Origin of the sequence: Lelliottia amnigena (genome assembly GCF_019047465.1) — a bacterium.
Classification (GTDB): Bacteria; Pseudomonadota; Gammaproteobacteria; order Enterobacterales; family Enterobacteriaceae; genus Enterobacter; species Enterobacter amnigenus.
The window spans coordinates 2,420,332-2,442,993 of record NZ_CP077236.1 but is presented as its reverse complement, the minus strand read 5'-3'; the positions used below and the strand labels follow the sequence as shown (position 1 = coordinate 2,442,993).

The 22,662-nt window shown below is 54.8% G+C and carries 21 protein-coding genes; 7 read left to right on the top strand and 14 right to left on the bottom strand.

Going from position 1 to position 22,662, the window contains the following annotated elements; all coding sequences use genetic code 11:
* Positions 1-30: 30 nt before the first annotated feature.
* Positions 31-546 carry an inosine/xanthosine triphosphatase gene (gene yjjX, locus I6L74_RS11485; RefSeq protein ID WP_059180188.1) on the top strand — a complete coding sequence of 172 codons (516 nt, stop codon included), beginning with the start codon at positions 31-33 and terminating at the stop codon, positions 544-546.
* Here yjjX and trpR read toward each other — a convergent pair.
* Both trpR and sltY read right to left on the bottom strand, forming a co-directional pair.
* Positions 537-866, bottom strand: a complete 330-nt coding sequence (gene trpR, locus I6L74_RS11480; protein WP_059180189.1) for a trp operon repressor — start codon at positions 864-866, stop codon at positions 537-539. The genes yjjX and trpR overlap by 10 nt on opposite strands.
* Before the next feature lie 62 nt (positions 867-928).
* Entirely contained in the window at positions 929-2,866 is a 1,938-nt protein-coding gene (sltY, locus tag I6L74_RS11475; protein WP_059180190.1) for a murein transglycosylase, read from the bottom strand.
* Positions 2,867-3,093: 227 nt separating this feature from the next.
* Here sltY and ettA point away from each other — a divergent pair, with 227 nt between their 5' ends.
* Complete coding sequence (ettA, locus tag I6L74_RS11470; protein WP_012015962.1) at positions 3,094-4,761, top strand: energy-dependent translational throttle protein EttA; 1,668 nt, start codon at positions 3,094-3,096, stop codon at positions 4,759-4,761.
* Between the two features lie 93 nt (positions 4,762-4,854).
* Here ettA and I6L74_RS11465 read toward each other — a convergent pair whose 3' ends face one another.
* Positions 4,855-5,754, bottom strand: coding sequence for a LysR family transcriptional regulator (locus I6L74_RS11465; RefSeq protein ID WP_059180191.1), 900 nt, complete (start codon positions 5,752-5,754; stop codon positions 4,855-4,857).
* 106 nt (positions 5,755-5,860) lie between these two features.
* Here I6L74_RS11465 and I6L74_RS11460 point away from each other — a divergent pair, with 106 nt between their 5' ends.
* Positions 5,861-6,862, top strand: coding sequence for a zinc-binding alcohol dehydrogenase family protein (locus tag I6L74_RS11460; protein WP_059180192.1), 1,002 nt, complete (start codon positions 5,861-5,863; stop codon positions 6,860-6,862).
* A gap of 103 nt (positions 6,863-6,965) precedes the next feature.
* On the opposite strand, the gene nadR is transcribed toward I6L74_RS11460, so the two are convergent.
* The 3 genes from nadR to serB form a co-directional block, all read right to left on the bottom strand.
* Positions 6,966-8,198 carry a multifunctional transcriptional regulator/nicotinamide-nucleotide adenylyltransferase/ribosylnicotinamide kinase NadR gene (nadR, locus tag I6L74_RS11455; RefSeq protein WP_059180193.1) on the bottom strand — a complete coding sequence of 411 codons (1,233 nt, stop codon included), beginning with the start codon at positions 8,196-8,198 and terminating at the stop codon, positions 6,966-6,968.
* 67 nt (positions 8,199-8,265) lie between these two features.
* Complete coding sequence (gene radA, locus I6L74_RS11450) at positions 8,266-9,651, bottom strand: DNA repair protein RadA (protein WP_059180194.1); 1,386 nt, start codon at positions 9,649-9,651, stop codon at positions 8,266-8,268.
* 11 nt (positions 9,652-9,662) lie between these two features.
* Positions 9,663-10,631 (bottom strand): phosphoserine phosphatase, encoded by a 969-nt coding sequence (gene serB / locus I6L74_RS11445; RefSeq protein ID WP_059180195.1) that lies wholly within the window; start codon positions 10,629-10,631, stop codon positions 9,663-9,665.
* Positions 10,632-10,748: 117 nt separating this feature from the next.
* Between serB and I6L74_RS11440 the strand changes: the two genes are divergently transcribed.
* A complete protein-coding gene (locus I6L74_RS11440; protein WP_059180196.1) occupies positions 10,749-11,393 on the top strand; it encodes a YtjB family periplasmic protein in 645 nt (214 codons plus the stop codon).
* A 39-nt stretch (positions 11,394-11,432) separates the two neighbouring features.
* Entirely contained in the window at positions 11,433-12,449 is a 1,017-nt protein-coding gene (gene lplA, locus I6L74_RS11435; protein WP_059180197.1) for a lipoate--protein ligase, read from the top strand.
* 227 nt (positions 12,450-12,676) lie between these two features.
* Here the strand turns inward: lplA and deoD are convergent, their stop codons facing one another.
* The 4 genes from deoD to deoC are packed head-to-tail and all read right to left on the bottom strand — an operon-like array spanning position 12,677 to position 16,890.
* On the bottom strand, positions 12,677-13,399 hold the full coding sequence (gene deoD, locus I6L74_RS11430; RefSeq protein WP_012015954.1) for a purine-nucleoside phosphorylase: 723 nt from the start codon (positions 13,397-13,399) through the stop codon (positions 12,677-12,679).
* A gap of 55 nt (positions 13,400-13,454) precedes the next feature.
* Positions 13,455-14,678 carry a phosphopentomutase gene (gene deoB / locus I6L74_RS11425; RefSeq protein WP_059180198.1) on the bottom strand — a complete coding sequence of 408 codons (1,224 nt, stop codon included), beginning with the start codon at positions 14,676-14,678 and terminating at the stop codon, positions 13,455-13,457.
* Between the two features lie 52 nt (positions 14,679-14,730).
* The gene (gene deoA, locus I6L74_RS11420) at positions 14,731-16,053 is read right to left on the bottom strand and encodes a thymidine phosphorylase (protein WP_072241944.1); all 1,323 of its coding nucleotides are present in this window, start codon (positions 16,051-16,053) and stop codon (positions 14,731-14,733) included.
* A gap of 57 nt (positions 16,054-16,110) precedes the next feature.
* Positions 16,111-16,890, bottom strand: coding sequence for a deoxyribose-phosphate aldolase (gene deoC, locus I6L74_RS11415; RefSeq protein ID WP_072241949.1), 780 nt, complete (start codon positions 16,888-16,890; stop codon positions 16,111-16,113).
* Positions 16,891-17,152: 262 nt separating this feature from the next.
* Between deoC and I6L74_RS11410 the strand changes: the two genes are divergently transcribed.
* Both I6L74_RS11410 and I6L74_RS11405 read left to right on the top strand, forming a co-directional pair.
* Positions 17,153-18,700 carry a YjjI family glycine radical enzyme gene (locus I6L74_RS11410; protein ID WP_059180200.1) on the top strand — a complete coding sequence of 516 codons (1,548 nt, stop codon included), beginning with the start codon at positions 17,153-17,155 and terminating at the stop codon, positions 18,698-18,700.
* On the top strand, positions 18,675-19,535 hold the full coding sequence (locus tag I6L74_RS11405) for a YjjW family glycine radical enzyme activase (protein ID WP_059180201.1): 861 nt from the start codon (positions 18,675-18,677) through the stop codon (positions 19,533-19,535). The genes I6L74_RS11410 and I6L74_RS11405 overlap by 26 nt, the downstream gene beginning before the upstream one ends.
* Here the strand turns inward: I6L74_RS11405 and I6L74_RS11400 are convergent.
* From I6L74_RS11400 to osmY, 4 genes are all read right to left on the bottom strand, one after another.
* Complete coding sequence (locus I6L74_RS11400) at positions 19,530-20,312, bottom strand: TatD family hydrolase (protein ID WP_059180202.1); 783 nt, start codon at positions 20,310-20,312, stop codon at positions 19,530-19,532. The genes I6L74_RS11405 and I6L74_RS11400 overlap by 6 nt on opposite strands.
* Positions 20,309-21,379 carry a patatin-like phospholipase family protein gene (locus I6L74_RS11395; protein WP_059180203.1) on the bottom strand — a complete coding sequence of 357 codons (1,071 nt, stop codon included), beginning with the start codon at positions 21,377-21,379 and terminating at the stop codon, positions 20,309-20,311. Before I6L74_RS11395 ends, I6L74_RS11400 begins: the two co-directional genes overlap by 4 nt.
* Positions 21,380-21,527: 148 nt before the next feature.
* Positions 21,528-21,689 carry a DUF1328 domain-containing protein gene (locus tag I6L74_RS11390; protein WP_002887716.1) on the bottom strand — a complete coding sequence of 54 codons (162 nt, stop codon included), beginning with the start codon at positions 21,687-21,689 and terminating at the stop codon, positions 21,528-21,530.
* Positions 21,690-21,772: 83 nt separating this feature from the next.
* Entirely contained in the window at positions 21,773-22,390 is a 618-nt protein-coding gene (osmY, locus tag I6L74_RS11385) for a molecular chaperone OsmY (RefSeq protein ID WP_059180204.1), read from the bottom strand.
* Positions 22,391-22,662 lie beyond the last annotated feature (272 nt).

The following is a 22,662-nucleotide window of genomic DNA, read 5'->3' as shown; positions in this document are numbered from 1 at the left end:
CGATGAATTTTTTTTAAACTGAGCTTAATTATGCACCAGGTTGTCTCCGCTACCACCAATCCTGCCAAAATTCAGGCAATTCTAAGAGCATTTGAGGAGATCTTCGGCGAAGGATCCTGCCATATCGATGCTGTCGCCGTCGAGAGCGGTGTCCCTGAACAGCCGTTTGGCAGTGAGGAAACGCGGGCTGGCGCACGAAATCGCGTTATCAATGCAAAAGCGCTGCGCCCTGAAGCCGATTTTTGGGTGGCGATTGAAGCGGGAATTGACGAAGGCGCAACGTTTAGCTGGGTAGTGATTGAAAACCGCGAGCAGCGTGGAGAAGCCCGTTCCGCAACGCTGCCGTTGCCCGCCATCATTCTGGAAAAAGTACGGGCAGGAGAAGCCCTCGGCCCGGTGATGTCACGCTACACCGGCATTGATGAAATTGGCCGCAAAGAAGGAGCCATCGGCGTGTTTACCGCTGGCGCACTGACGCGTTCAAGCGTGTACCATCAGGCTGTTATTCTGGCGTTAAGTCCGTTTCACAACGCGATTTATCGCTGAACGCCCAGCAGTACTGATTCCAGCCATTGACGCAGTTCAACCGGTGCAGATTTCAGGCTGTTAGACCCGCGGGTGATTGTCGCAATGCCCGCGCCCAGCTCGGTTTTCAACTCGCGCTGGCTCATCTCACCGCGTAGTAATTCTTCAATAATGCGCACCCGCGTGCCCAACGCTTCACGTTCATCGGGCGTGAGCATCAGCTGCATCAGGGGTAAGTGCAGATCCTGTTCATAGGACTGGCGAAGCAGCTCCACAAAGCGAAGCCACTCCTGATTACGCTGTTCGGCCATCGCCGATGAATAAGGGGAATTCTGGGTCATGTTATGCCGCCGTTTTTCCATTGTACTCTTTGACGAGTACAGCATAACACAACCCACGCCAATCAGTAACGTCGCTGCCACTCCGCATCGCTCATCAGAGTATCTTTCTGCCCCATGAAGTAGCGGTAGTAGGCGTCATACGCCATCACATTTTTCACATAGCCGCGCGTTTCAGAGAACGGAATGCTCTCGACAAACGCCACGGCGTCAATGCGTCCGGCACTGTTACCCAGCCAGGTGCGCACGCGTCCAGGCCCAGCGTTATACGCTGCCGAGGCGAAAATGCGATTCTCACCAAACTGCTGATAAACGTACTGCAAATAGCTAGTACCGATATTGATGTTGGTCTCCGGCTCCAACAGCTGTGAAGGGCTGCTGTAGCCTGGAATGTTAAACATCTTCACCGTGTGTGTCGCGGTGCCGGGCATGATTTGCATCAGGCCGCTGGCCCCCACCGGAGAGCGTACTTTTGGATTCCAGGCGCTCTCCTGACGGGCAATCGCCATCGCATAACTCTTCGGAATGTCTTTTCCGCTGGTGTAACGATCGAACAGATCTTTATAGGCCAGCGGGAAACGCTCTTCAAGATGATCCCACAGCTTACCGGCGATCGTCGCCTGGACGCTCAGATCCCACCATCGATTATCAAAGGCATAGCGTGCGAGCTGGGCCTTTTCATCCGTCGTGCGGCTGGTGACCAGATTGGCCCATTCGCTGCGCGCGGTGTTATCCATATTCCAGTACATCAGCTCGCGCACACGCGCCATTTCCGGTCCTTGAACCAGTGCCGGGCTGGCGTTCGCAGGCGCTTTGTCGATTTTAAGCTGATACTCTTCGCCCAGTCGCTGCGCCGCTGCCATCGGATAGAAACCGCGCTGCTGCATCAGAGAATGGAGGATCTCCTTCGCTTCACCTTCGCGGCCGCGTTCCATCAGCAAATCAGCCTGCCAGTAGCGCCATTCGTCTTTCTCTTTCGCATCCATCGGCAGACGTGATAGCCAGGTATTTAAGCCGCGGCGATCGCCTGTGCCCAGTGCCATACGCACCCGACGTTCCACCAGCGAAGTGGAATTTGAGCGCATAATTGCGTCGTCACGCCAGCGCGCTTGCTCATCGGTGACGTCCGTCCCCATCAAACGCCACGCCACGATATCGCGCAGCTCCTGGGTTTGATCGTCATTTAGCTGCTGCACCTGCATCAGTTGCGGGATCATCAACCGGGCATTTTCAACGTCATTGCGCGCCACGCTGCCAAAGGCCACAGCGGCCATCTGACGGGTAAAATCGGTCGCTCCCGTTGAACGGGCAAACGTCATGACAGAATTGGGATCGTTCGCCAGCTGGATCACGGCGGTAGAAATGGTTTGATAGTCGGACGGCATTTGCCCCGCGAGCGTGGTGACCAGGCGCGTATTGCCCGCTTTCATCGCCAAACGGATGCGCTCAAGATAGGCCAGCGGATCCTGTTTACCGGACGCGCGCCATGCGCCAAACAGTGAATCACAGGCATTCGGCTGACTCTTACCCGACAGCCACAGCTCTTTCGCACCGTTCCACGCCTCTTCGGCCTGGCCGGTATTCCACTTGGCGTAGTAATAATTACACTGCGCTTCCGTCGTTCCCGGTTTATCCGGGCTGAACGCCAGCAAACCGCGCCAGTCTTCACGTCGCGCCAGCTCGTTCACAAAACGTGATTGCAGCGTGCGGGCGGGCGGCAGCGTTGGATTTGCCTGAATAAAATTCGCGACGGTGACCGTCGGCTGGTTCATCAGATCGTCAGTGATTTGACGATACTCAAGATACGGGTACAGAGGATAATCTTTCAGCGTGGGCATCAAGGCCTGCACGGTATCCATCTGTTTGCTGTCCCACGCCTGCTTGATTTGTGCATAGCGGTTACGTTGTTCATCCAGTGAATCAGCTCGCGCGGCGTTGCTTATCGTCAGCACGCACACGCTGGCAGCCAGCAGACGCCAGACCACCTGTTTGGCTTTTTCCACAAGCTCTCCTTCATATTGTTGATTTCAGTTGTAGCGTCTTGCCACGTCAAAAATGTCATTCACTTATGCTAACCAGGAGTACCACAACGCGCCACGCTGCGGACACTTTTTTACCTTTCTTGCGCGTTTTAACACTCCCGGAGTTCCTGGCTGGGATTAGCCACTGAAAAAGGCTACACTTCGCAGCTGAATTCTATTTTCTCTACTATAAAAGAGGCGAAGTCCACGTGGCTCAATTCGTTTATACCATGCATCGTGTCGGCAAAGTTGTTCCGCCGAAACGTCATATTCTGAAAAATATCTCGCTGAGCTTCTTCCCGGGCGCAAAAATCGGTGTTCTGGGTCTCAACGGTGCCGGTAAGTCCACCCTGCTGCGCATCATGGCGGGCATCGATACCGATATCGAAGGTGAAGCTCGCCCACAGCCTGGTCTTAAAATCGGTTATCTGCCGCAGGAACCGAAGCTAAACCCGGAACACACGGTACGTGAATCCATCGAAGAAGCCGTTTCTGAAGTGGTTAACGCGCTGAAAGGTCTGGATGAGGTGTACGCGAAGTACGCTGAGCCAGACGCTGATTTCGACAAGCTCGCGGCGCAACAGGGTAAATTTGAAGAAATTATCCAGGCGCACGACGGTCACAACCTGAACGTACAGCTGGAGCGTGCGGCCGATGCCCTGCGTCTGCCGGACTGGGACGCGAAAGTTGAAAAACTCTCCGGTGGTGAACGCCGCCGCGTCGCGCTGTGCCGTCTGCTGCTGGAAAAGCCAGACATGCTGCTGCTCGACGAACCAACCAACCACCTGGATGCGGAATCCGTGGCGTGGCTTGAGCGCTTCCTGCACGACTTCGAAGGCACCGTCGTGGCAATCACCCACGACCGTTACTTCCTCGATAACGTAGCAGGCTGGATTCTGGAGCTTGACCGCGGTGAAGGAATTCCGTGGGAAGGCAACTACTCCTCCTGGCTGGAGCAGAAAGATCAGCGCCTGGCGCAGGAAGCTTCTCAGGAAGCGGCTCGTCGTAAGTCGATTGAGAAAGAGCTGGAGTGGGTTCGTCAGGGTGCAAAAGGCCGTCAGTCTAAGGGTAAAGCCCGTCTGGCTCGCTTTGAAGAACTGAACAGTTCCGAATACCAGAAACGTAACGAAACCAACGAACTGTTTATCCCACCTGGAGCACGTCTGGGCGATAAAGTCGTTGAAGTGAACAACCTGCGTAAATCCTACGGCGATCGCCTGCTGATTGACGACCTGAGCTTCTCCGTGCCAAAAGGCGCAATTGTCGGGATCATCGGCCCGAACGGCGCGGGTAAATCAACGCTGTTCCGCATGATGTCCGGTCAGGAACAGCCTGACAGCGGCACGATTACGCTTGGCGAGACCGTGAAACTGGCCTCCGTTGATCAGTTCCGTGATTCAATGGATAACAGCAAAACCGTCTGGGAAGAAGTCTCCGGCGGGCAAGATATCATGCGTATCGGCAACACCGAGATGCCAAGCCGCGCCTACGTTGGCCGCTTCAACTTCAAGGGTGTGGATCAGGGTAAACGCGTCGGCGAACTGTCCGGTGGTGAGCGTGGTCGTCTGCATCTGGCGAAGCTGCTGCAGGTTGGCGGTAACGTGTTGCTGCTCGATGAACCGACCAACGACCTGGACATCGAAACCCTGCGTGCGTTGGAAAACGCCATGCTGGAGTTCCCGGGGTGTGCAATGGTTATCTCGCACGACCGTTGGTTCCTTGACCGCGTAGCGACCCACATTCTGGACTATCAGGATGAAGGTAAAGTGGAGTTCTTCGAAGGTAACTTCACCGAATACGAAGAGTACAAGAAACGCACGCTGGGCGCAGACGCGCTGGAGCCGAAGCGTATCAAGTACAAACGTATCTCCAAGTAAAAACAAAACGGCAACTTCGGTTGCCGTTTTTAGTCTGTTCTCCCTCTCCCCGTGGGAGAGGGCCGGGGTGAGGGCATCAGACCGCAACGACACTCACCCACTCACATAAAACCGTTTAACCTCGTCATACTGCATCGCAAAATCCACATAGCTCATCAGCGCGGGAGAGTTCAGCTTGCGGCTCGGATATGCCAGCCACAGCTCATTGCCCTCAACGTTCCAGTCCGGTAACACCTGCACCAGCGCGCCATTCTCGCGTTTATTTTCCAGCAAAAAAGCCGGTAACAGCGTAATCCCCGCCCCCGCGATGGCGCTTTCTCGGGCATACACCAGGTTATCGCTGATATGGGTATTATCCGGCAAATGGCGATAGTCTTCGCTTTCCCGGCGCAGCAGCCACTCCGGCCAGGCTTTGTGAGTGATGCAACGATGCTCAACAAGCTGGCGCGGGTGTTCCAGCGGCTCACAGCGTGCCAGATAGTCAGGTGACGCGAGCATATAGCGCGGACAGTGGCCAATCATGCGGCCAATCAATGACGAATCTTGCGGCTTACCGGTGCGCAGAGCTACGTCAAAACCTGACTCGACCAGATCAAGCAGATCGTCAGAAATACAGACTTCAAGCGACACATCAGGATAACGCCTCTGAAAATCAGCGTTCAGATGCGCCAGCAGCGTTGCTCCAATCCCCGCAGGACAGGTAATGCGCAGTCGCCCGCTGGGATTATCACGCAGGCGCTGAATGGCGTATTCCGCGCGTTCACTCGCCGCCAGCATCTCACGGCAATGCACCAGATAGTGCTCGCCCGCAAACGTCAGGTTGAGCTTGCGCGTGGTGCGATTAAGCAACCGAATTCCCACCTGCTGCTCAAGCTGGCTCACGCGCTGGCTGACGCTGGACTTCGGTAAACCCGCTTTACGCGCGGCGGCAGTAAAGCTGCCCATCTCCGCCACCAGCGCAAACAGGGCCATATCCTGAAGCTGTTTAAACATACTGTTCATCCTGAGCGAACACTTCGTTCTTGATTGTCCATCTTATCACGCGTCTGGTGGCTGAATAGACTAGCCTCAACATAACGTCATTCATGAGGAGCTCACCATGTCAGTTAAAGCCATCGCCGTGAATCCGAACGCACCTTCAACGTTCCTTGAAATCACGCAACCCATGCCACAACCGGGTGAACACGATCTTCTGGTTGAAGTGAAAGCTGTCTCCATCAACCCGGTTGATACAAAAGTCCATGCCGGTATCGCGAAAACCGGCCTGAAAGCGCCGCGTATACTGGGATGGGATGCCAGTGGGATCGTCAACGCCGTCGGTACGGGCGTCACTCAATTCAAGCCCGGCGACGAAGTGTGGTATGCGGGGGATATCACCCGTCCAGGCAGTAACTCAAGCCACCAGCTTATCGACGCACGAATTGTGGGGCATAAACCAACCCGTCTCGACTGGGCGTCAGCCGCCGCGTTGCCGTTAACCGCCCTGACCGCGTGGGAGGGCTTGTTTGAACGTCTGAACATTCAGGACGCCGGTGCGGACAAGACGCTCCTGATTATCGGCGGAGCGGGCGGTGTGGGATCGCTGGCGATCCCGTTTGCGAAGCACAACAGCAACGTTAAGGTGATCGCGACGGCATCTCGCGACGATTCCGCGCAGTGGTGCTACGATCGCGGTGCGGATCTGGTGGTGAATTACCGCGATCTCCAGGGTGAACTGGCGAAACACGACATCAAATTCGTGGATTACATTTTCATTCTCAATGATACCGACGGTCACTGGGCTGCCGTGAGCGATCTGATTGCACCGCAGGGACATATTTGCAGCATCGTGGAGAACGATCGTCCGCTGGATCAAAACGCGCTGAAGTCAAAATCCGCCGCGCTGCACTGGGAATTTATGTACACCCGCAGCATGTATCAGACCGCGGATATGGCGCGTCAGGGCGAGATTTTAAATGAGGTGGCAAAGCTGGTGGATAACGGCGTGGTGGAGAGTTCGCTCAGCGAAACGCTGCACGGTTTAAGCGTCGAGAGCATCACGGAAGCGCACCGCAAAGTGCTGGACGGGCATATGCGCGGGAAAGTGGTGGTGGCGTTCTGAGCGTGATTTTTCCCTCACTCTAACCCTCTCCCAACAGGAGAGGGAACGCACGGGGTATCTTTCTCCCTCACCCATTCGGAGAGGGCTGGGGTTAGCGGAAAATTTACCCCTGCTCGCCCATCAATCCTTTCACCAGCTCAACGCAGCGCAGGAAGCGGTTGTCATAATCTGACTCTTCCACATGCACAAACTCCACGTTATTTTCGTGCAGCATTTCTACCAGCATGGTCTGGAACTCTTTTCTGTCGACCGAACTGCCCAGGCTGCGCATCCCATCGGCCACCCACGGGGTGTTGTTTTCCAGCAGGATCACCAGGTCAAAGCGGTACTCATCAATCAGCGCTTGTACGAACGGATGCTCGCGCCCTTCGTACTTTTTACAAAACGCTTGAGTCGTCACAAAATCAGTGTCCACAAACGCGACTTTATTGGCGTATTTGACCGCAAAATCAATGTACTGCGCGTGTCCCAGCGCGATTTTATCGTAATCGGAATACTGGAGCGCCATCTCGTCGCCGCCAAGGTGCGAAAAAACGTAATCACGCCCATATTCCCACGCACTGGTGGTGTTAAAAATATTGGCGAGCTTGTTCACCAGCGTCGACTTACCGCTCGATTCCCCACCCAGAATCGCCACCGTGCGCACAAAGAACGGCTTCACTTCCGTCGGAATATAGTCCCAGTAGCGGAACGGGTTTTCGCGGATCTGTCCGCCGCTGATATTCATGAAGGTACGCTTAGGATCGATGAGCACCGTTTCAGTGCCCAAATGCTCGCGGAACTGCGGGGCATCAGACTCTTCAGAGGTGTAAATCCAGTTTGGCGTAATCCCCTTCTCTTCCATAAACGCTTTGATGCCGTTACTCCAGACATCCCAGCCGTGCGGATAGGGCTCCATGCCCTCTTCGTTAAAGGCATGAATGCGAATGTTTTTTTGGTATTTAAAGGTCTGGAGCAGCCAGCGCAGGCGATCGGAAACGGTCGGCTGTTGCGACATCGCGCTGTCTTCGAACAGAGCACGGTCGCGCGTGTCGTCGTAACCCATGATGATATGAAGCTCATCGACCTGGCTACAGGCGCGCTGAATCAAATAGATATGCCCGGTATGCAGCGGGTAAAACTTGCCGAACACCACGCCGATATTCTTTTGCATCCGCGGGAATTCAAGCCCGAGGAAACGGTGCAGCGCCTCCAGCTTTTGCGCGCTGGGGCTTTTTATTTTTGCATTGAGAAGCTGGCTCAAGTAGCCCTTGGTCATGCCGCTAGCTTCGGCCACCTGCTGCAACGTACAGCCTTTCTGGCGGATCGCGGTTTTGAGATAGTCAAATGATGACACAAGAGCCTCCTGCTAAATGGATTTGCCCGGCCGGACCCAGCCGGGAAATAAAGTATGACGGGGTTAATTATAAGTCGTCAAAGACGCTGAGTGCATCCGAGAGTTTTTTGACGGGGAAAACCTTCATCCCTTCCGGCACTTTTTTCGGCACATTGGCAGCGGGGACAATCGCACGACGGAAGCCGTGTTTAGCCGCTTCAGAAATACGCTCCTGCCCGCTCGGCACCGGGCGAATTTCCCCGGCCAGCCCGACTTCACCAAATACCACCAGATCCTGCGGCAAAGGTCGGTTGCGTAGACTGGACACCATTGCCAGCAGCAACGCCAGATCGGCACTGGTTTCAGTGACTTTCACACCGCCGACGACGTTCACGAAAACGTCTTGATCCGCCATTTGCAGACCGCCATGACGATGCAACACCGCCAGCAGAATCGCTAATCGGTTTTGCTCCAGACCCACCGCGACGCGGCGTGGATTGCCCATCATCGACTGATCCACCAACGCCTGGATCTCGACCAGCAGCGGACGCGTCCCTTCCCACAGCACCATTACCGAGCTGCCGGAGGTGACTTCTTCACCGCGGCTCAGGAAAATCGCCGACGGGTTGCTGACTTCACGCAGCCCCTGTTCGGTCATGGCAAATACCCCCAGCTCATTCACCGCACCGAAACGGTTTTTATGGCTGCGCAGCGTGCGGAATCGGGAATCGGCATCGCCGTCCAGCATCACGGAACAGTCAATACAGTGCTCAAGCACTTTCGGGCCAGCCAGCGAGCCGTCTTTGGTGACATGGCCGACCATCACAATCGCTACGCCGCGCGTTTTGGCAAAGCGCGTCAGATAGGCTGCGGTTTCACGCACCTGGGCCACGCTCCCCGGCGAGGACTGGATGTCCGCCATGTGCATCACCTGAATGGAGTCGATCACCATCAGCTTTGGATGCTCTTCTTCCGCAATCATGCAGATCTGCTCGATGCTGGTTTCCGAGAGCATATTGAGATTACCGGTCGGCAAGCCAAGCCGGTGCGCGCGCATCGCCACCTGCTGCAGGGACTCTTCGCCCGTGACGTACAGGGTTTTCATCTGCTCTGAGAGTCTGCACAGCGTTTGTAGCAGTAGCGTGGATTTACCCGCCCCCGGATTCCCGCCGATCAGAATCGCACTGCCCGGCACGACGCCGCCGCCCAGTACGCGATCAAACTCTTTGAATCCGGTAGAAAAGCGCGGCACTTCGTCCAGGCTAATGTCAGAAAGTTTCTGAACTTTAGAAATGCCTGCATTGCCCGCGTAGCCGCTCAGGCGTTCGTTGCGAGCGACCGTTGGCGAAGCGGCCACACCACGCACTTCAGTGATGGTATTCCACGCCTGGCAGGCGCTGCACTGCCCCTGCCAGCGCGGATAATCCGCACCACATTCATTACAGACAAATGCGCGTTTTGGAGCTTTCGCCATGGTTTACCTCTTTATTTGTGATTCACGCTGCCGGACAGGATGCAAAACACGCCCATCAGATCAGCATGACGGATAGTCACTTCCGTCTTTTCATTCACTTTAGGCTTGGCATGATAAGCGATGCCAAGTCCCGACACCTTGATCATTGGCAGATCGTTCGCCCCGTCGCCAATGGCCACGGTCTGCTCGACAGGAATTTCGTATTTTTCCGCCAGACGCATCAGCGTGTTGGCTTTGTACTGCGCATCCACGATATCGCCGATCACCTGGCCGGTCAGTTTCCCGTCCATGATCTCCAGTTCGTTGGCAACCACCGTCGTCAGGCGCAGCTTGTCGCGCAGATAATCCGCGAAGAACGTAAATCCACCCGATGCGATGGCCACTTTCCAGCCCAGCGTTTCGAGCTTGAGCACCAGTTGCGTCAGACCGGGCATCAGCGGCAGTTCGTCACGCACCTGGCGCAGAATATTCGCGTCAGCGCCTTTCAACGTGGCGACGCGCTGCTTCAGGCTGGCGGCAAAATCTAATTCGCCGCGCATCGCACGCTCGGTCACTTCCGCCACCAGTTCGCCACTACCGGCCAATTTAGCGAGCTCGTCAATACACTCGATCTGAATAGCGGTGGAATCCATGTCCATCACCAGTAGGCCAGGCGTTTTCAGATGTGGGATTTTCCCCAGCGGGGCGACGTCCAGCCCGGCGTCATGCGCCAGACGGGTTGCGCGCTGCGTCAAAGAACCGGCCAGCCGAAGCACCTGATAATCTTCGATACACCACGCCGCCACAATCACCATCGCGGCACCGAGTTTCGTTTGGTATTGGGTAAGGCGTTGCTTATCCAGCCCGCGTCCGTACAGCAGCCAGCCGCTACGGCCAGCATGGTAATCCAGTGGCATTACCTCATCGCCACTTAAAGAAAGCGGCAATCCTGGCCAGAAAGAGACATCGTCAGGCAGGTCGCACCAGGTAATGTTTGGCATTGAAGCTCCTGTAAATTGGTTCGCGCCGGAAGGTTCCAGGGGGAAAATAACGCATGAGGCTACCTTGTAACCATCACTTCTGGCAACATTAAGCGGTAAATTTTCAGCAGGTGGAATATGGCTCGCGCAAAACTGAAATTCCGGCTTCATCGTGCAGTGATTGTTCTTTCATGTCTCGCACTGCTGGTAGCACTGATGCAAGGGGCGTCCTGGTTTAGCCAGAATCACCAGCGACAGCGTAATCCGCAGCTCGAAGAGTTGGCCCGAACGCTGGCACGCCAGGTCACGATCACTATCGCGCCCGCGATGCGCACCGAAACGCCGGACGATAAACGCATCAGCCAGGTATTGCGCCAGATTACGGAAAATAGCCGAATTCTGGATGCAGGCGTGTACGACGAGCAAGGCGCGTTGATTGCGCGCACGGGCGAGCACGTTGATGTTCGCGACCGTCTGGCGCTCGACGGCAAAAAAGCGGGCGGCTATTTTAACCAACAAATTGTCGAACCCATTGAGGGCAAAAATGGTCCGCTCGGCTATTTACGCCTGACGCTGGATACTCACACGCTGGCGACCGAGGCCAAACAGGTCGATAACACCACCAATATATTGCGCCTGATGCTGCTGCTTTCGCTGGCAATCGGCGTGGTACTGACGCGCACGCTGTTGCAGGGCAAACGCACCCGCTGGCAGCAATCGCCGTTCCTGCTCACCGCCAGCAAATCGGTGCCGGAAGAGGAAGAGAGCGAGAAGAAAGATTAATGGTAAAGTAGGCAAACGATTCGGAAAAGGAAATCTGCCATGACGACGTTACGCCTGCTTATCTCTGACTCTTACGATCCCTGGTTTAATCTCGCGGTGGAAGAGTGCATTTTCCGCCAGATGCCTGCCACCCAACGCGTGTTATTCCTGTGGCGCAACGCCGACACGGTGGTGATTGGGCGGGCGCAGAACCCGTGGAAAGAGTGTAATACGCGACGTATGGAAGAGGATAACGTTCGCCTCGCCCGTCGTAGCAGCGGTGGCGGCGCGGTGTTCCACGATCTCGGCAACACCTGTTTTACCTTTATGGCCGGAAAACCGGAGTACGATAAAACCATCTCCACGGCCATTGTGTTGAAAGCCCTGAACTCACTCGGCGTCAATGCAGAAGCCTCCGGACGCAACGATCTGGTGGTGAAAACCCGCGAAGGCGATCGAAAAGTGTCTGGCTCGGCTTATCGCGAAACCAAAGATCGCGGATTTCATCACGGGACGCTGTTGCTCAGTGCTGACTTGAGCCGTCTGGCCAATTACCTTAATCCTGATAAGAAAAAGCTACAGGCTAAGGGGATTACGTCTGTGCGGGGTCGCGTGGCGAATCTGGTGGAGTTAATGCCGGGCATCACTCACGAACAGATCTGCGATGCCATACGCGAGGCGTTCTTTGAACACTACGGCGAGCGCGTGGAGGCCGAAATTATCTCCCCTGATAACACGCCCGATCTGCCGAATTTTGCCGAGACGTTTGCCCGTCAGAGCAGTTGGGAATGGAATTTTGGTCAGGCACCTGCTTTTTCGCATTTACTGGACGAGCGATTCACCTGGGGCGGCGTGGAGCTGCACTTCGACGTTGAGAGAGGCCATATCACGCGTACGCAGGTGTTTACCGATAGCCTGAATCCGGCACCGCTGGAGGCACTGGCGGCACGTTTGCAGGGCTGTCTGTATCGCGCAGATAGGCTGCAACAGGAGTGTGATGCGCTGTTGGTGGATTTCCCGGAGCAGGAAACGGAGCTGAGAGAACTGTCGGCATGGATTGCTAACGCGGTCAAATAACCGTGCGGTCTGATGCCCTCACCCCAACCCTCTCCCACAGGGAGAGGGAGGAAAGAGAGACTTACTTTTTATCCTCCCATACGGAGAAGGAGGAAAGAGAGGCTTACTCTTTATCCTCACACACGGAGAGGGAGGAAAGAGAGACTTACTTTTTATCCTCTCACACGGAGAGGAGGAAAGAGAGGCTTACTCTTTATCCTCACACACGGAGAGGAGGAAAGAGAGGTTTACTCTTTATCGCCCAGCAGAACGGATTCCAGCGCGATTTTGATCATGTCGTTGAAGGTGGTCTGACGCTCAGCAGCAGACGTCTGCTCATGCGTGCGGATGTGGTCAGATACGGTACAGATGGTCAGCGCTTTTGCACCAAACTCAGCCGCAACACCGTAGATGCCAGCCGCTTCCATTTCCACGCCCAGGATGCCGTACTTTTCCATCACGTCGAACATTTCGCCGCCGTCCGGGGAGTAGAACAGGTCAGCTGAGAAAATGTTACCGACGCGCGCGTCAACGCCCAGTGCTTTTGCTGCGTCTACCGCATTACGCACCATACCGAAGTCAGCAATAGCAGCAAAGTCGTGATCTTTAAAACGCATACGGTTCACTTTGGAATCGGTGCATGCACCCATGCCAATAACCACGTCACGCAGTTTCACGTCCATGCGCACAGCACCGCAAGAACCCACGCGAATGATTTTCTTCACGCCGAAATCGGTGATCAGCTCTTTGGTGTAAATGGAGCAAGACGGGATACCCATGCCGTGACCCATTACGGAGATTTTGCGGCCTTTGTACGTTCCGGTGAAGCCCAGCATGCCACGCACGTTATTCACTTCGCGTACGTCTTCGAGGAAAGTTTCAGCAATGTGCTTAGCGCGCAGCGGATCGCCAGGCATCAGCACTACATCCGCGAAATCGCCCATTTCTGCATTAATATGTGGGGTAGCCATCGTTTTATCCTTTTCAATAAAATGTACGAAGGGCGGGAATCTCCCGCCCAAATCATCACAGCATGTTTTTACCGTAGTCCATCGGTGACGTGCCGAAGTAGCTGGCAATGGTCTGTCCGATATCGGCGAAGGTTTCGCGGTGGCCGAGAGAACCGGGTTTCACTTTTGGGCCGTAAACCAGTACCGGAATGTGCTCGCGGGTATGGTCAGTGCCGGTCCAGCTTGGGTCGCAGCCGTGGTCAGCGGTCAGGATCAGAATGTCATCTTCTCCCACCAGCTCCATCAGCTCAGGCAGACGGCGGTCGAACAGCTCAAGCCCAGCAGCGTAACCGGCGATATCACGACGGTGGCCCCAGGAAGAGTCGAAGTCCACGAAGTTGGTGAAAACGATTGTCTTATCACCCGCTTCTTTCATCTCTTTAACGGTCGCGTCAAACAGCGCATCCAGACCGGTGGCTTTCACTTTTTTGGTGATACCACAGTTAGCGTAGATGTCCGCGATTTTACCCACGGAAACCACCTGGCCATCTTTCTCATCAACCAGTTTCTGCAGTACAGTCGCGGCTGGCGGTTCAACGGCCAGATCGTGACGATTACCAGTACGCTGGAATTCACCCGGCTTGTTGCCGATAAACGGACGTGCGATAACGCGGCCAATGTTGTAGCCGCCTTCGGTCAGCTCTTCACGCGCGATTTCGCACAGCTCATACAGGCGATCGAGACCGAAAGTCTCTTCGTGACAGGCAATCTGGAACACCGAGTCAGCAGAGGTATAGAAAATCGGCTTGCCGGTTTTCATATGTTCTTCGCCGAGCTGATCCAGAATCACCGTACCTGATGAGTGGCAGTTACCGAGGTAACCCGGCAGATTGCCGCGCTCAACCAGCTTATCCAGCAATTTCTGCGGGAAGCTGTTCTCGTGATCGGAGAAATAACCCCAATCAAACAGCACCGGCACGCCAGCGATTTCCCAGTGACCTGACGGGGTATCTTTCCCGGAAGAGAGCTCGTGAGCCCAGGCGTATGCGCCAACCACTTCCGCGTTCGCATCCATACCCGCGGCCACTTTACCGGTAGAACCTTCATGCGCTTTCACCAGACCCAGACGCGTCAGGTTCGGCAATTTCAACGGGCCTTGACGGCCGATATCCGCTTCACCTTTTGCACAGGCTTCTGCGATGTGACCCATGGTGTCAGAACCTACGTCACCAAAGCGATCCGCATCTTCTGTAGCGCCGATGCCGAATGAGTCCAGCACCATAATAAATGCACGTTTCATCATATTCTCCGTACTCAGTGCTTCATAAAAATTCGATCAGATCAGTATACGACTAATCGGTGATACGACGATAGACCGTTGGTGTGCTTTCTGGCGCTTTGTCATCAAGCGTAATGGCCGCTTTCACCGCTTTCGCCGATTCCTGCCAGCTGTTTTCGTCTTTCGCATGGATAACGGCTAGCGGACGCTGCCCGTCAACGCTGTCGCCCAGACGCGCCATATCAGTAAAGCCAACGCTGTAATCAATAGTGTCCGACGCCTGACGACGACCGCCGCCCATCGAGACCACTGCCATGCCGAGCGCACGGGTATCCATTGCGCTGACAAAGCCTTCTGTATCGGCATACACCGCTTTGCTGAGCATGGCGGTTGGCAGATACTTCGCATAGTTCTCAACGAAATCGTTCGGGCCTTTTTGCGCCGCCACCATACGGCCAAAGATCTCTGCCGCTTTACCGTTATCCAGCACGGCTTGCAATTTGGCACGCGCTTCGGTGTCGTCTTTGGCCAGCTTGCCGGAAATCAGCATTTCAACGCACAGCGCCATGGTGACGTCGAACAGACGCGGGTTACGGTATTCGCCCGTCAGGAACTGCACCGCCTCGCGGACTTCAACCGCGTTACCGGCACTCGACGCCAGCACCTGATTCATGTCCGTCAGCAATGCCGTGGTGCGCACACCCGCGCCGTTGGAAACGCCAACAATCGCTTCAGCCAGTGCCGCAGAGAGTTCAAATGTCGGCATAAATGCACCGCTGCCCACTTTCACGTCCATCACCAACGCATCCAGCCCTTCGGCCAGTTTTTTGGCCAGGATAGAAGCCGTAATCAGCGGGATGGAATCAACCGTCGCGGTGATGTCGCGGGTTGCGTAAAAACGCTTGTCCGCTGGAGCCAGAGAGCTGGTCTGGCCGATAATCGCCACACCAACGTCTTTAATAATTTCGCGAAAACGCGTGTCGTTCGGGAAGATATCGAAGCCCGGAATGGCTTCCAGTTTGTCGAGCGTACCGCCCGTGTGACCGAGGCCGCGCCCGGAGATCATTGGGATGTAGCCGCCGCATGCGGCGACCATTGGGCCAAGCATTAGAGAGGTGACATCGCCTACGCCCCCCGTGGAGTGCTTGTCCACGATCGGGCCGTTCAGATTGAGGCTTTTCCAGTCCAGAACGCTACCTGAATCCCGCATCGCCATGGTCAGCGATACACGTTCCGGCATCGACATATCGTGGAAAAAGATGGTCATCGCCAGGGCAGCAATTTGCCCTTCTGAGATGGTGTTGTCGCGAATACCGTTGATAAAGAAACGGATTTCTTCATCGCTTAATGCATGACCATCACGTTTTTTACGAATAATTTCTTGTGCGAGAAACAAAGTAGCCCCCAGGAATCAGGTTAAATGCGGCGAAACACTATCGCCGCAGGAGTGATATTAGTAGCCGCTTGCGCTCTTACCGTCGCCGTGACCCAGCGTTTTCAACAGGCTAGCCAGCAGGCTGGAAGCGCCAAAACGATAGTGGCGTGAATCGGCCCAGTCTGCGCCGAACAGATCGTCAGCGATCGCCAGGAACTGCTGCGCGTCTTCGGCAGTGCGAACGCCGCCCGCAGGTTTAAAGCCAACGGTTTTAGACACGCCCATATCGCGAATCACTTCCATCATGATGCGTGCGCTTTCTGGCGTGGCGTTGACCGGTACTTTACCGGTGGACGTTTTGATGAAATCTGCACCGGCTTTGATAGAAATTTCAGACGCTTTACGAATCAACGCTTCTTCTTTCAGTTCACCGGTTTCGATGATCACTTTCAGCAGAACATTTGCCGCCGCACAGGCGTCTTTACAGGCTTTCACCAGATCAAAACCGACCTGCTCGTTACCTGCGATCAGCGCACGGTAAGGGAACACTACGTCAACTTCATCCGCACCGTAAGCAATCGCTGCACGTGTTTCTGCCAGCGCGATATCGATATCGTCATTGCCATGTGGGAAGTTGGTTACGGTCGCGATGCGCACTTCAGGCGTGCCCTGCGCGTTCAGCGTTTTACGTGCAATGGGGATAAAACGTGGGTAAATGCAGACAGCGGCGGTGTTGCCCACTGGCGTTTTCGCCTGATGACACAGCGCGATCACTTTCTCATTCGTGTCGTCATCGTTCAGGGTAGTCAGGTCCATCAGTTTCAACGCGCGCAGGCTGCTTGCGGTTAAATCAGTCATAACAATCTCCAACGGCATCGCCGTATAATTTTTCACCTTGCGGGTATGTGAGTATTCTAACATTCACCCGCACTCACACTTCGACATTCATCACAGTTAATGAAAACTGCATACAAATTTGCATTACTGTAATGAGATCTACTTCAAATTTCAGTCCTGAATCTGCTGACTAAAGCAGCAATCACCCGCTTCTGATCAATAGCTTCAGCGTAATGACTTCCTACAATCGGCCCATCATCCGCAGAATAATAAGGAAGCGACTATGTCCACCTCTGGTCTCGATGCTATGCAACAACGTTGCCAGCAAATTGTGACAAGCCCGGTACTGACGCCTGAGCAAAAACGCCATTTTCTGGCGCTGGAAGCGGAAAACAATCTGCCCTATCCCGGTCTGCCACCCGCGGCGCGTTCAGCGCTGGACGACGGGTTTATCTGCGATATGTTTGAAGGCCATGCGCCTTTCAAACCGCGCTACGTTCTGCCTGATTACGCCAAATTTCTGGCGAACGGGTCAGAATGGCTGGAGCTCGAAGGCGCAAAAGATCTTGATGACGCGCTTTCGCTGCTGACCATTCTTTATCACCATGTTCCTTCCGTCACATCGATGCCGGTGTTTCTGGGCCATCTCGATGCGCTGCTACAACCTTATGTTAGAATTCTAACACAAGAGGAAATCGAAAGCAGAATAAAACGTTTCTGGCGTTACCTGGACAGAACGCTGCCTGACGCCTTTATGCATGCCAATATCGGCCCGGAAGATTCGCCTGTGGCACGCGCCATTTTATGCGCAGATGCAGAACTGAAGCAGGTCGCGCCGAATTTCACCTTTATTTATGACCCGAAAATTACGCCCGACGATCTGCTACTTGAAGTCGCTAAAAATATTTGTGAGTGCAGTAAACCGCATATTTCTAATGGCCCGATGAATGATAGAATTTTCACAAAAGGTCGTTTTGGCGTCGTGAGTTGCTACAACTCGCTGCCGTTGGCTGGCGGTGGCAGCACCCTGGTACGTCTGAATCTGAAGGCCATCGCCGAACACAGCGAGTCCGCAGAGGATTTCTTCGACCGCACGCTGCCGCATTACTGCCAGCAGCAGATCGCCATCATCGATACCCGCTGTGATTTCCTGTATCAGCAATCCGGCTTCTTTGAGAATAGCTTCCTGGTGAAAGAGGGGCTGATTGATGCCGATCGTTTTGTGCCGATGTTTGGCATGTACGGTCTGGCAGAAGCGGTAAATGTGCTGTGTGAGAAATCGGGCCACCCTGGCCGTTACGGGAAAGATGAGCAAGCCAATGCGCTGGGCTATCGCATCAGCGAACAGCTCGCCCACTTTGTTGAGAATACGCTGGTAAAACATGGCTGGAAGCAGCGCGCCATGCTGCACGCCCAGTCTGGCATCAGCTCTGATTCCGGCACCACGCCGGGGGCACGATTGCCGTACGGCGATGAGCCCGATCCGATCAGCCATTTGCTCGCCGTCGCGCCGCATCATAAACACTATCCTTCCGGGATCAGCGATATTTTGACGCTGGACGAAACCATCAAACGTAACCCGCAGGCGGTTGTTCAGCTGTGTCTCGGCGCGTTTAATGCCGGAATGCGCGAGTTCACCGCTAACGTTGCCGGAAACGATCTGGTGCGCGTCACGGGCTATATGGTGCGTCTGTCGGATCTGGAAAAATATCGCGCCGAAGGTTCACGCACCAATACCACCTGGCTTGGCGAAGAGGCTGCGCGCAATACCCGTATCCTTGAACGTCAGCCACGCGTGATAAGCCATGAACAGCAGATGCGCTTTAGTTAGTCAGGTTATTCCCTTCTCCTGCGTGGATGGGCCGGGCAGCCGCCTGGCTCTGTTCCTGCAGGGCTGCAACCTGCGCTGCAAAACCTGCCACAACCCGTGGACGATAGGCCGCTGCAATGACTGCGGTGACTGCGTCCTCCATTGCCCGCACGATGCGCTGAACATTCAGGCCGGACGGGTCTGGTGGCAGGAGAGCGACTGTCAGAAATGTGATACCTGTTTGCACGTGTGTCCGCAGCAGGCCACGCCCATGGCGCAGCGCTTAAGCGTTGAGGACGTGATGGGGCAAATCCGTAAAGTGGCGCCCTTTATCGAAGGGATCACCGTCAGCGGCGGGGAAGCGACGACTCAACTGCCGTTTTTGGTGGCGCTGTTTAGCGCCGTCAAAGCCGACGCCTCGCTGAAGCATCTCACCTGTCTGGTCGACAGCAACGGCTTACTGAGTGAAACCGGCTGGCAAAAACTGCTTCCGGTTTTTGATGGCGCGATGCTGGATCTGAAAGCCTGGAACAATGAGCATCATCGTTTTCTGACCGGGCGCGAGAATCCGCAGATCAAACACAGCCTCCGCTGGCTGGCTCAACACCAGCGATTAGCCGAGCTACGCCTGCTGGTAATCCCCGATCGTTGTGATTATCTGGAACATCTGGGTGCTTTGACGGCCTTTATCCGATCGCTGGGTTCTGTCCCGGTGCGAATCAACGCGTTTCATGCACACGGCGTGTATGGCGAAGCGGCATCGTGGCGTAGCGCCACGGCGGACGATGTGGAACCGCTGGCGCTGGCATTAGAAAAGCATCGGATCACGGTGATCCGCCCAGCGCTCTATTTATAGAGTGATCCCAAAGAGATCGTGAGTATTGCGTAACAGCGCATCAGCGATAACGTCTGCTGGCTCGTTGCGGAGCTCGCATAATGTCGTAAAGACGCGCGCGGCCTGCTCCGGACGGTTAGGTTCTCCCTGAAAACCATTGAGGGGCATATCCGGCGCGTCAGTTTCCAGAAGCAACGATGAAAGCGGCAATTGCGTCATCACATCGCGGGTTTTACTGGCGCGCGGATAGGTGATCGTCCCGCCCACACCGATTTTATAACCCAGCGCAATAAAACGCTGTGCCTGCTGAAGGCTTCCGGCAAACCCATGCACCACGCCGGTTCGCGGGAGATCGTGGCGTTTGAGGTGCATCGCCAGCTTATCGTGGGTGCGTCGCGAATGCAGAATCACCGGTAAATCATGCCGTTTGGCCAGTTTCAGCTGGGCATCCAGGATCGTCTGCTGGCGTTCGAACTGCGGATCCTCACGGTACAGATCCAGGCCGATCTCCCCTATCGCCACCAGTTTCTCGCTCCCGGATCGCAGTTTGTCGTCAAGCACATCAATGTGTGCGTCCAGATGCTTTTCGATCACAATCGGATGCAGACCCAACGCGGCGTACAGCGCTGTGTGCATTCTGGCCAGATCGAGTACCCGATCGAAATGTGCAGCTTCGATCGCCGGGACGATTATCGCCTGAACACCTGCGCCCGCTGCTTGCTGAATACTTTGCGCTTCATCACCGGTAAACGGTGGAAAATCAAAGTGGCAATGGGTATCAACAAAGCGGAAAGTCACGCCAGATCCTCGTTATCGAAAGTGGTGTCGTTAGCATGTGGAGCGTCAATCAGCGGCGTTGCCACAACATCATTCGCGACAGCAGCAGGCGGAACCACTAACGTTGGCGGCGTGATGATCCGTTTATGGCGCCGTATCGGGGATTGCTCAGCCAGCATTTTCCCGACCGTTGCCAGGAAATAGCGCCCGCAAAGTCGCCCTGTTTTGTAATCATCGCGAAGGGATGGCAGACGGCTTCCCAGCGCCATACTCAGGAGCGGTTTTGGCGGATAGATCTCAAAAATCCGCAGCTTGCCGGGCGGTTTCTCGATAAAACGCTGCATCGCGCTGTAACTGGATTCATGCTGATGCGCAATGTTCACCAGCGACTGCAGGCTGCTGTCGCCCAGCCAGCGCTCCATCCGTTTAAACCACTGCGGGGTGTAGTACATCTGCGACGGCACGGTGCGGATCACGACGATCGTTTTCGCGCCGCGACGAGCGGCTTCCTGAACCGGGACCGCATCGCTGATCCCGCCATCAAGATACTGAATACCATCCAGCGCCGCGGCAGTACGGTAAAAGCCGGGAATCGCGCTGGAGGCACGAATAATATCCAGCCAGTTCTCCTTTTGCGGCGAGAAATAGCCCGGCGTGTAGTCGTCGCCCCGGCTGGCGCACATCCAAAACTCTTTGCCCGTATCGAACAGGCGCGCAGCAGTATCCATCGCCAGCGGCATCTTGCTGGAAGTGGCATCTAACAGCCAGTCGAGATCGATAAGGTTGCCGCCGCGGACAAAGCGAATCGGATTAAAAAAATCGCGTGAAGTGGTGTAGCGCATGATCACTTTGCGGGCGTAACCAGGCTGGTTGCAGACGTAGGCGGAAAGATTCTGCGCGCCGGCGGACGTCCCGAAAAATTGATCGAACGGGTTAAATTGCGCGCGCATGAACTCATCCAGCACGCCAGCTGTGAAGATGCCCCGCTGCCCACCGCCTTCACACACTATCGCGAGCTGACCGGGACGAAAGGGTTTTAACGCTAACGGCGCAATATTGCCAAGCGTAACGGGAATTCTCTGCCCCACTGCTGCATTCCTGTTCTGATTTTTATCGTAAGGACACAGTAGCGCATTCTATACCCCTTACTCAAACCAGAAAAAGCCAGTCACAAGGACTGGCTTTGGATGTGAGTGTCGATGTCGCTTCGCGTATCGACGGGCTTGTTGCGCTCAGCTAGGGACGACGACGTCCAGTAAACAGGCTGACCAGGAACAGGATAATACCGACGACGAAGACAATTTTTGCCGCGCCAGCTGCTGTACCCGCCAAACCACCAAAGCCCAGAGCGGCGGCAATTAACGCGATAACCAGAAATATGATGCCCCAACGAAACATAGAACTCTCCTTTACCATAGTTAATATCGGCCGCTTAATGTGGGCGCTCAGGACGCCCACCAGCGTTCAGCCAAATGTCGTTTTTATTTCGCTTTCAGATCGTTTTTAACGCTTTTCACGCCATCAACGGCTTTAGCGATAGTTTCGGCACGCTCAACCTGCGCCTGTGAATCAACCGTACCGGAGAGCTGCACCACTCCATCGGTGGTTTCCACTTTCACTTTACGTGACGGCACGATGTCATCTGCTAATAGTTTAGCTTTGATTTCGCTAGTGGTTGCCGTATCGCCTGCATAGCCTTTCACTGACTGATCTTTGGCATCACGAACGTGCAGTTTATCGCTGACTGAGGTGACACCCTCAACGCCTTTCGCCACGGTGACCGCTTGTTCAGCTTGCGCCTGGCTTTCGACAAAGCCACTTAACGTGACCACTTTTTTATCCGTTTTCACGGAGATGTCGGTGCTCTTGATGTTTTCATCATCCACCAGAGCGGCTTTCACTTTTGCTGTGATAGAGCTGTCATCCATGAAATTACCGACTTTATTCATAGAGCTATCGATTTTTTGCCCTGCGGAATCAGCGGTGGATTGCGCTTTGTCCGTGGCGGTGGTTTCTGCCAGTGCAGAACCGCTTACCAGGATGCTACCCAAAGTGACTGCCAGCAAAGTTTTAGAAATCTTCAGTCTTGTCATATTCATCGATGTATTCCTGTAGTTTGCTCGTAATTTGAGCGTCAAACATCCCTTGAACTAGTTATTAATTTTGCGATTAAACACACGGTCGGGATGAGAGACTTATCAACACGCATTGAACAGAGCTTTCATCCGCGCCCGGTGCTAAACACTGAGTTAAATATAGATCACAATTTGAGGGCTGCTTTCAGAAACGGCGAAATAATGAGCGATAGAGATGAAAATGCGATGAATTAAGAAAATTCCGCAAGGGATTAATAAAGCAGGGAATTAAGAAG

Coding starts and splice junctions, on each gene's coding strand:
- I6L74_RS11390 (WP_002887716.1), bottom strand. CDS start 21,689: ATGTTTCGTTGGGGCATCATATTTCTGGTTATCGCGTTAATTGCCGCC.
- serB (WP_059180195.1), bottom strand. CDS start 10,631: ATGCCAAACATTACCTGGTGCGACCTGCCTGACGATGTCTCTTTCTGG.
- lplA (WP_059180197.1), top strand. CDS start 11,433: ATGACGACGTTACGCCTGCTTATCTCTGACTCTTACGATCCCTGGTTT.
- I6L74_RS11405 (WP_059180201.1), top strand. CDS start 18,675: ATGAACAGCAGATGCGCTTTAGTTAGTCAGGTTATTCCCTTCTCCTGC.
- osmY (WP_059180204.1), bottom strand. CDS start 22,390: ATGAATATGACAAGACTGAAGATTTCTAAAACTTTGCTGGCAGTCACT.
- deoD (WP_012015954.1), bottom strand. CDS start 13,399: ATGGCTACCCCACATATTAATGCAGAAATGGGCGATTTCGCGGATGTA.
- deoB (WP_059180198.1), bottom strand. CDS start 14,678: ATGAAACGTGCATTTATTATGGTGCTGGACTCATTCGGCATCGGCGCT.
- I6L74_RS11410 (WP_059180200.1), top strand. CDS start 17,153: ATGTCCACCTCTGGTCTCGATGCTATGCAACAACGTTGCCAGCAAATT.
- deoC (WP_072241949.1), bottom strand. CDS start 16,890: ATGACTGATTTAACCGCAAGCAGCCTGCGCGCGTTGAAACTGATGGAC.
- yjjX (WP_059180188.1), top strand. CDS start 31: ATGCACCAGGTTGTCTCCGCTACCACCAATCCTGCCAAAATTCAGGCA.
- I6L74_RS11460 (WP_059180192.1), top strand. CDS start 5,861: ATGTCAGTTAAAGCCATCGCCGTGAATCCGAACGCACCTTCAACGTTC.
- I6L74_RS11465 (WP_059180191.1), bottom strand. CDS start 5,754: ATGTTTAAACAGCTTCAGGATATGGCCCTGTTTGCGCTGGTGGCGGAG.
- I6L74_RS11440 (WP_059180196.1), top strand. CDS start 10,749: ATGGCTCGCGCAAAACTGAAATTCCGGCTTCATCGTGCAGTGATTGTT.
- radA (WP_059180194.1), bottom strand. CDS start 9,651: ATGGCGAAAGCTCCAAAACGCGCATTTGTCTGTAATGAATGTGGTGCG.
- trpR (WP_059180189.1), bottom strand. CDS start 866: ATGACCCAGAATTCCCCTTATTCATCGGCGATGGCCGAACAGCGTAAT.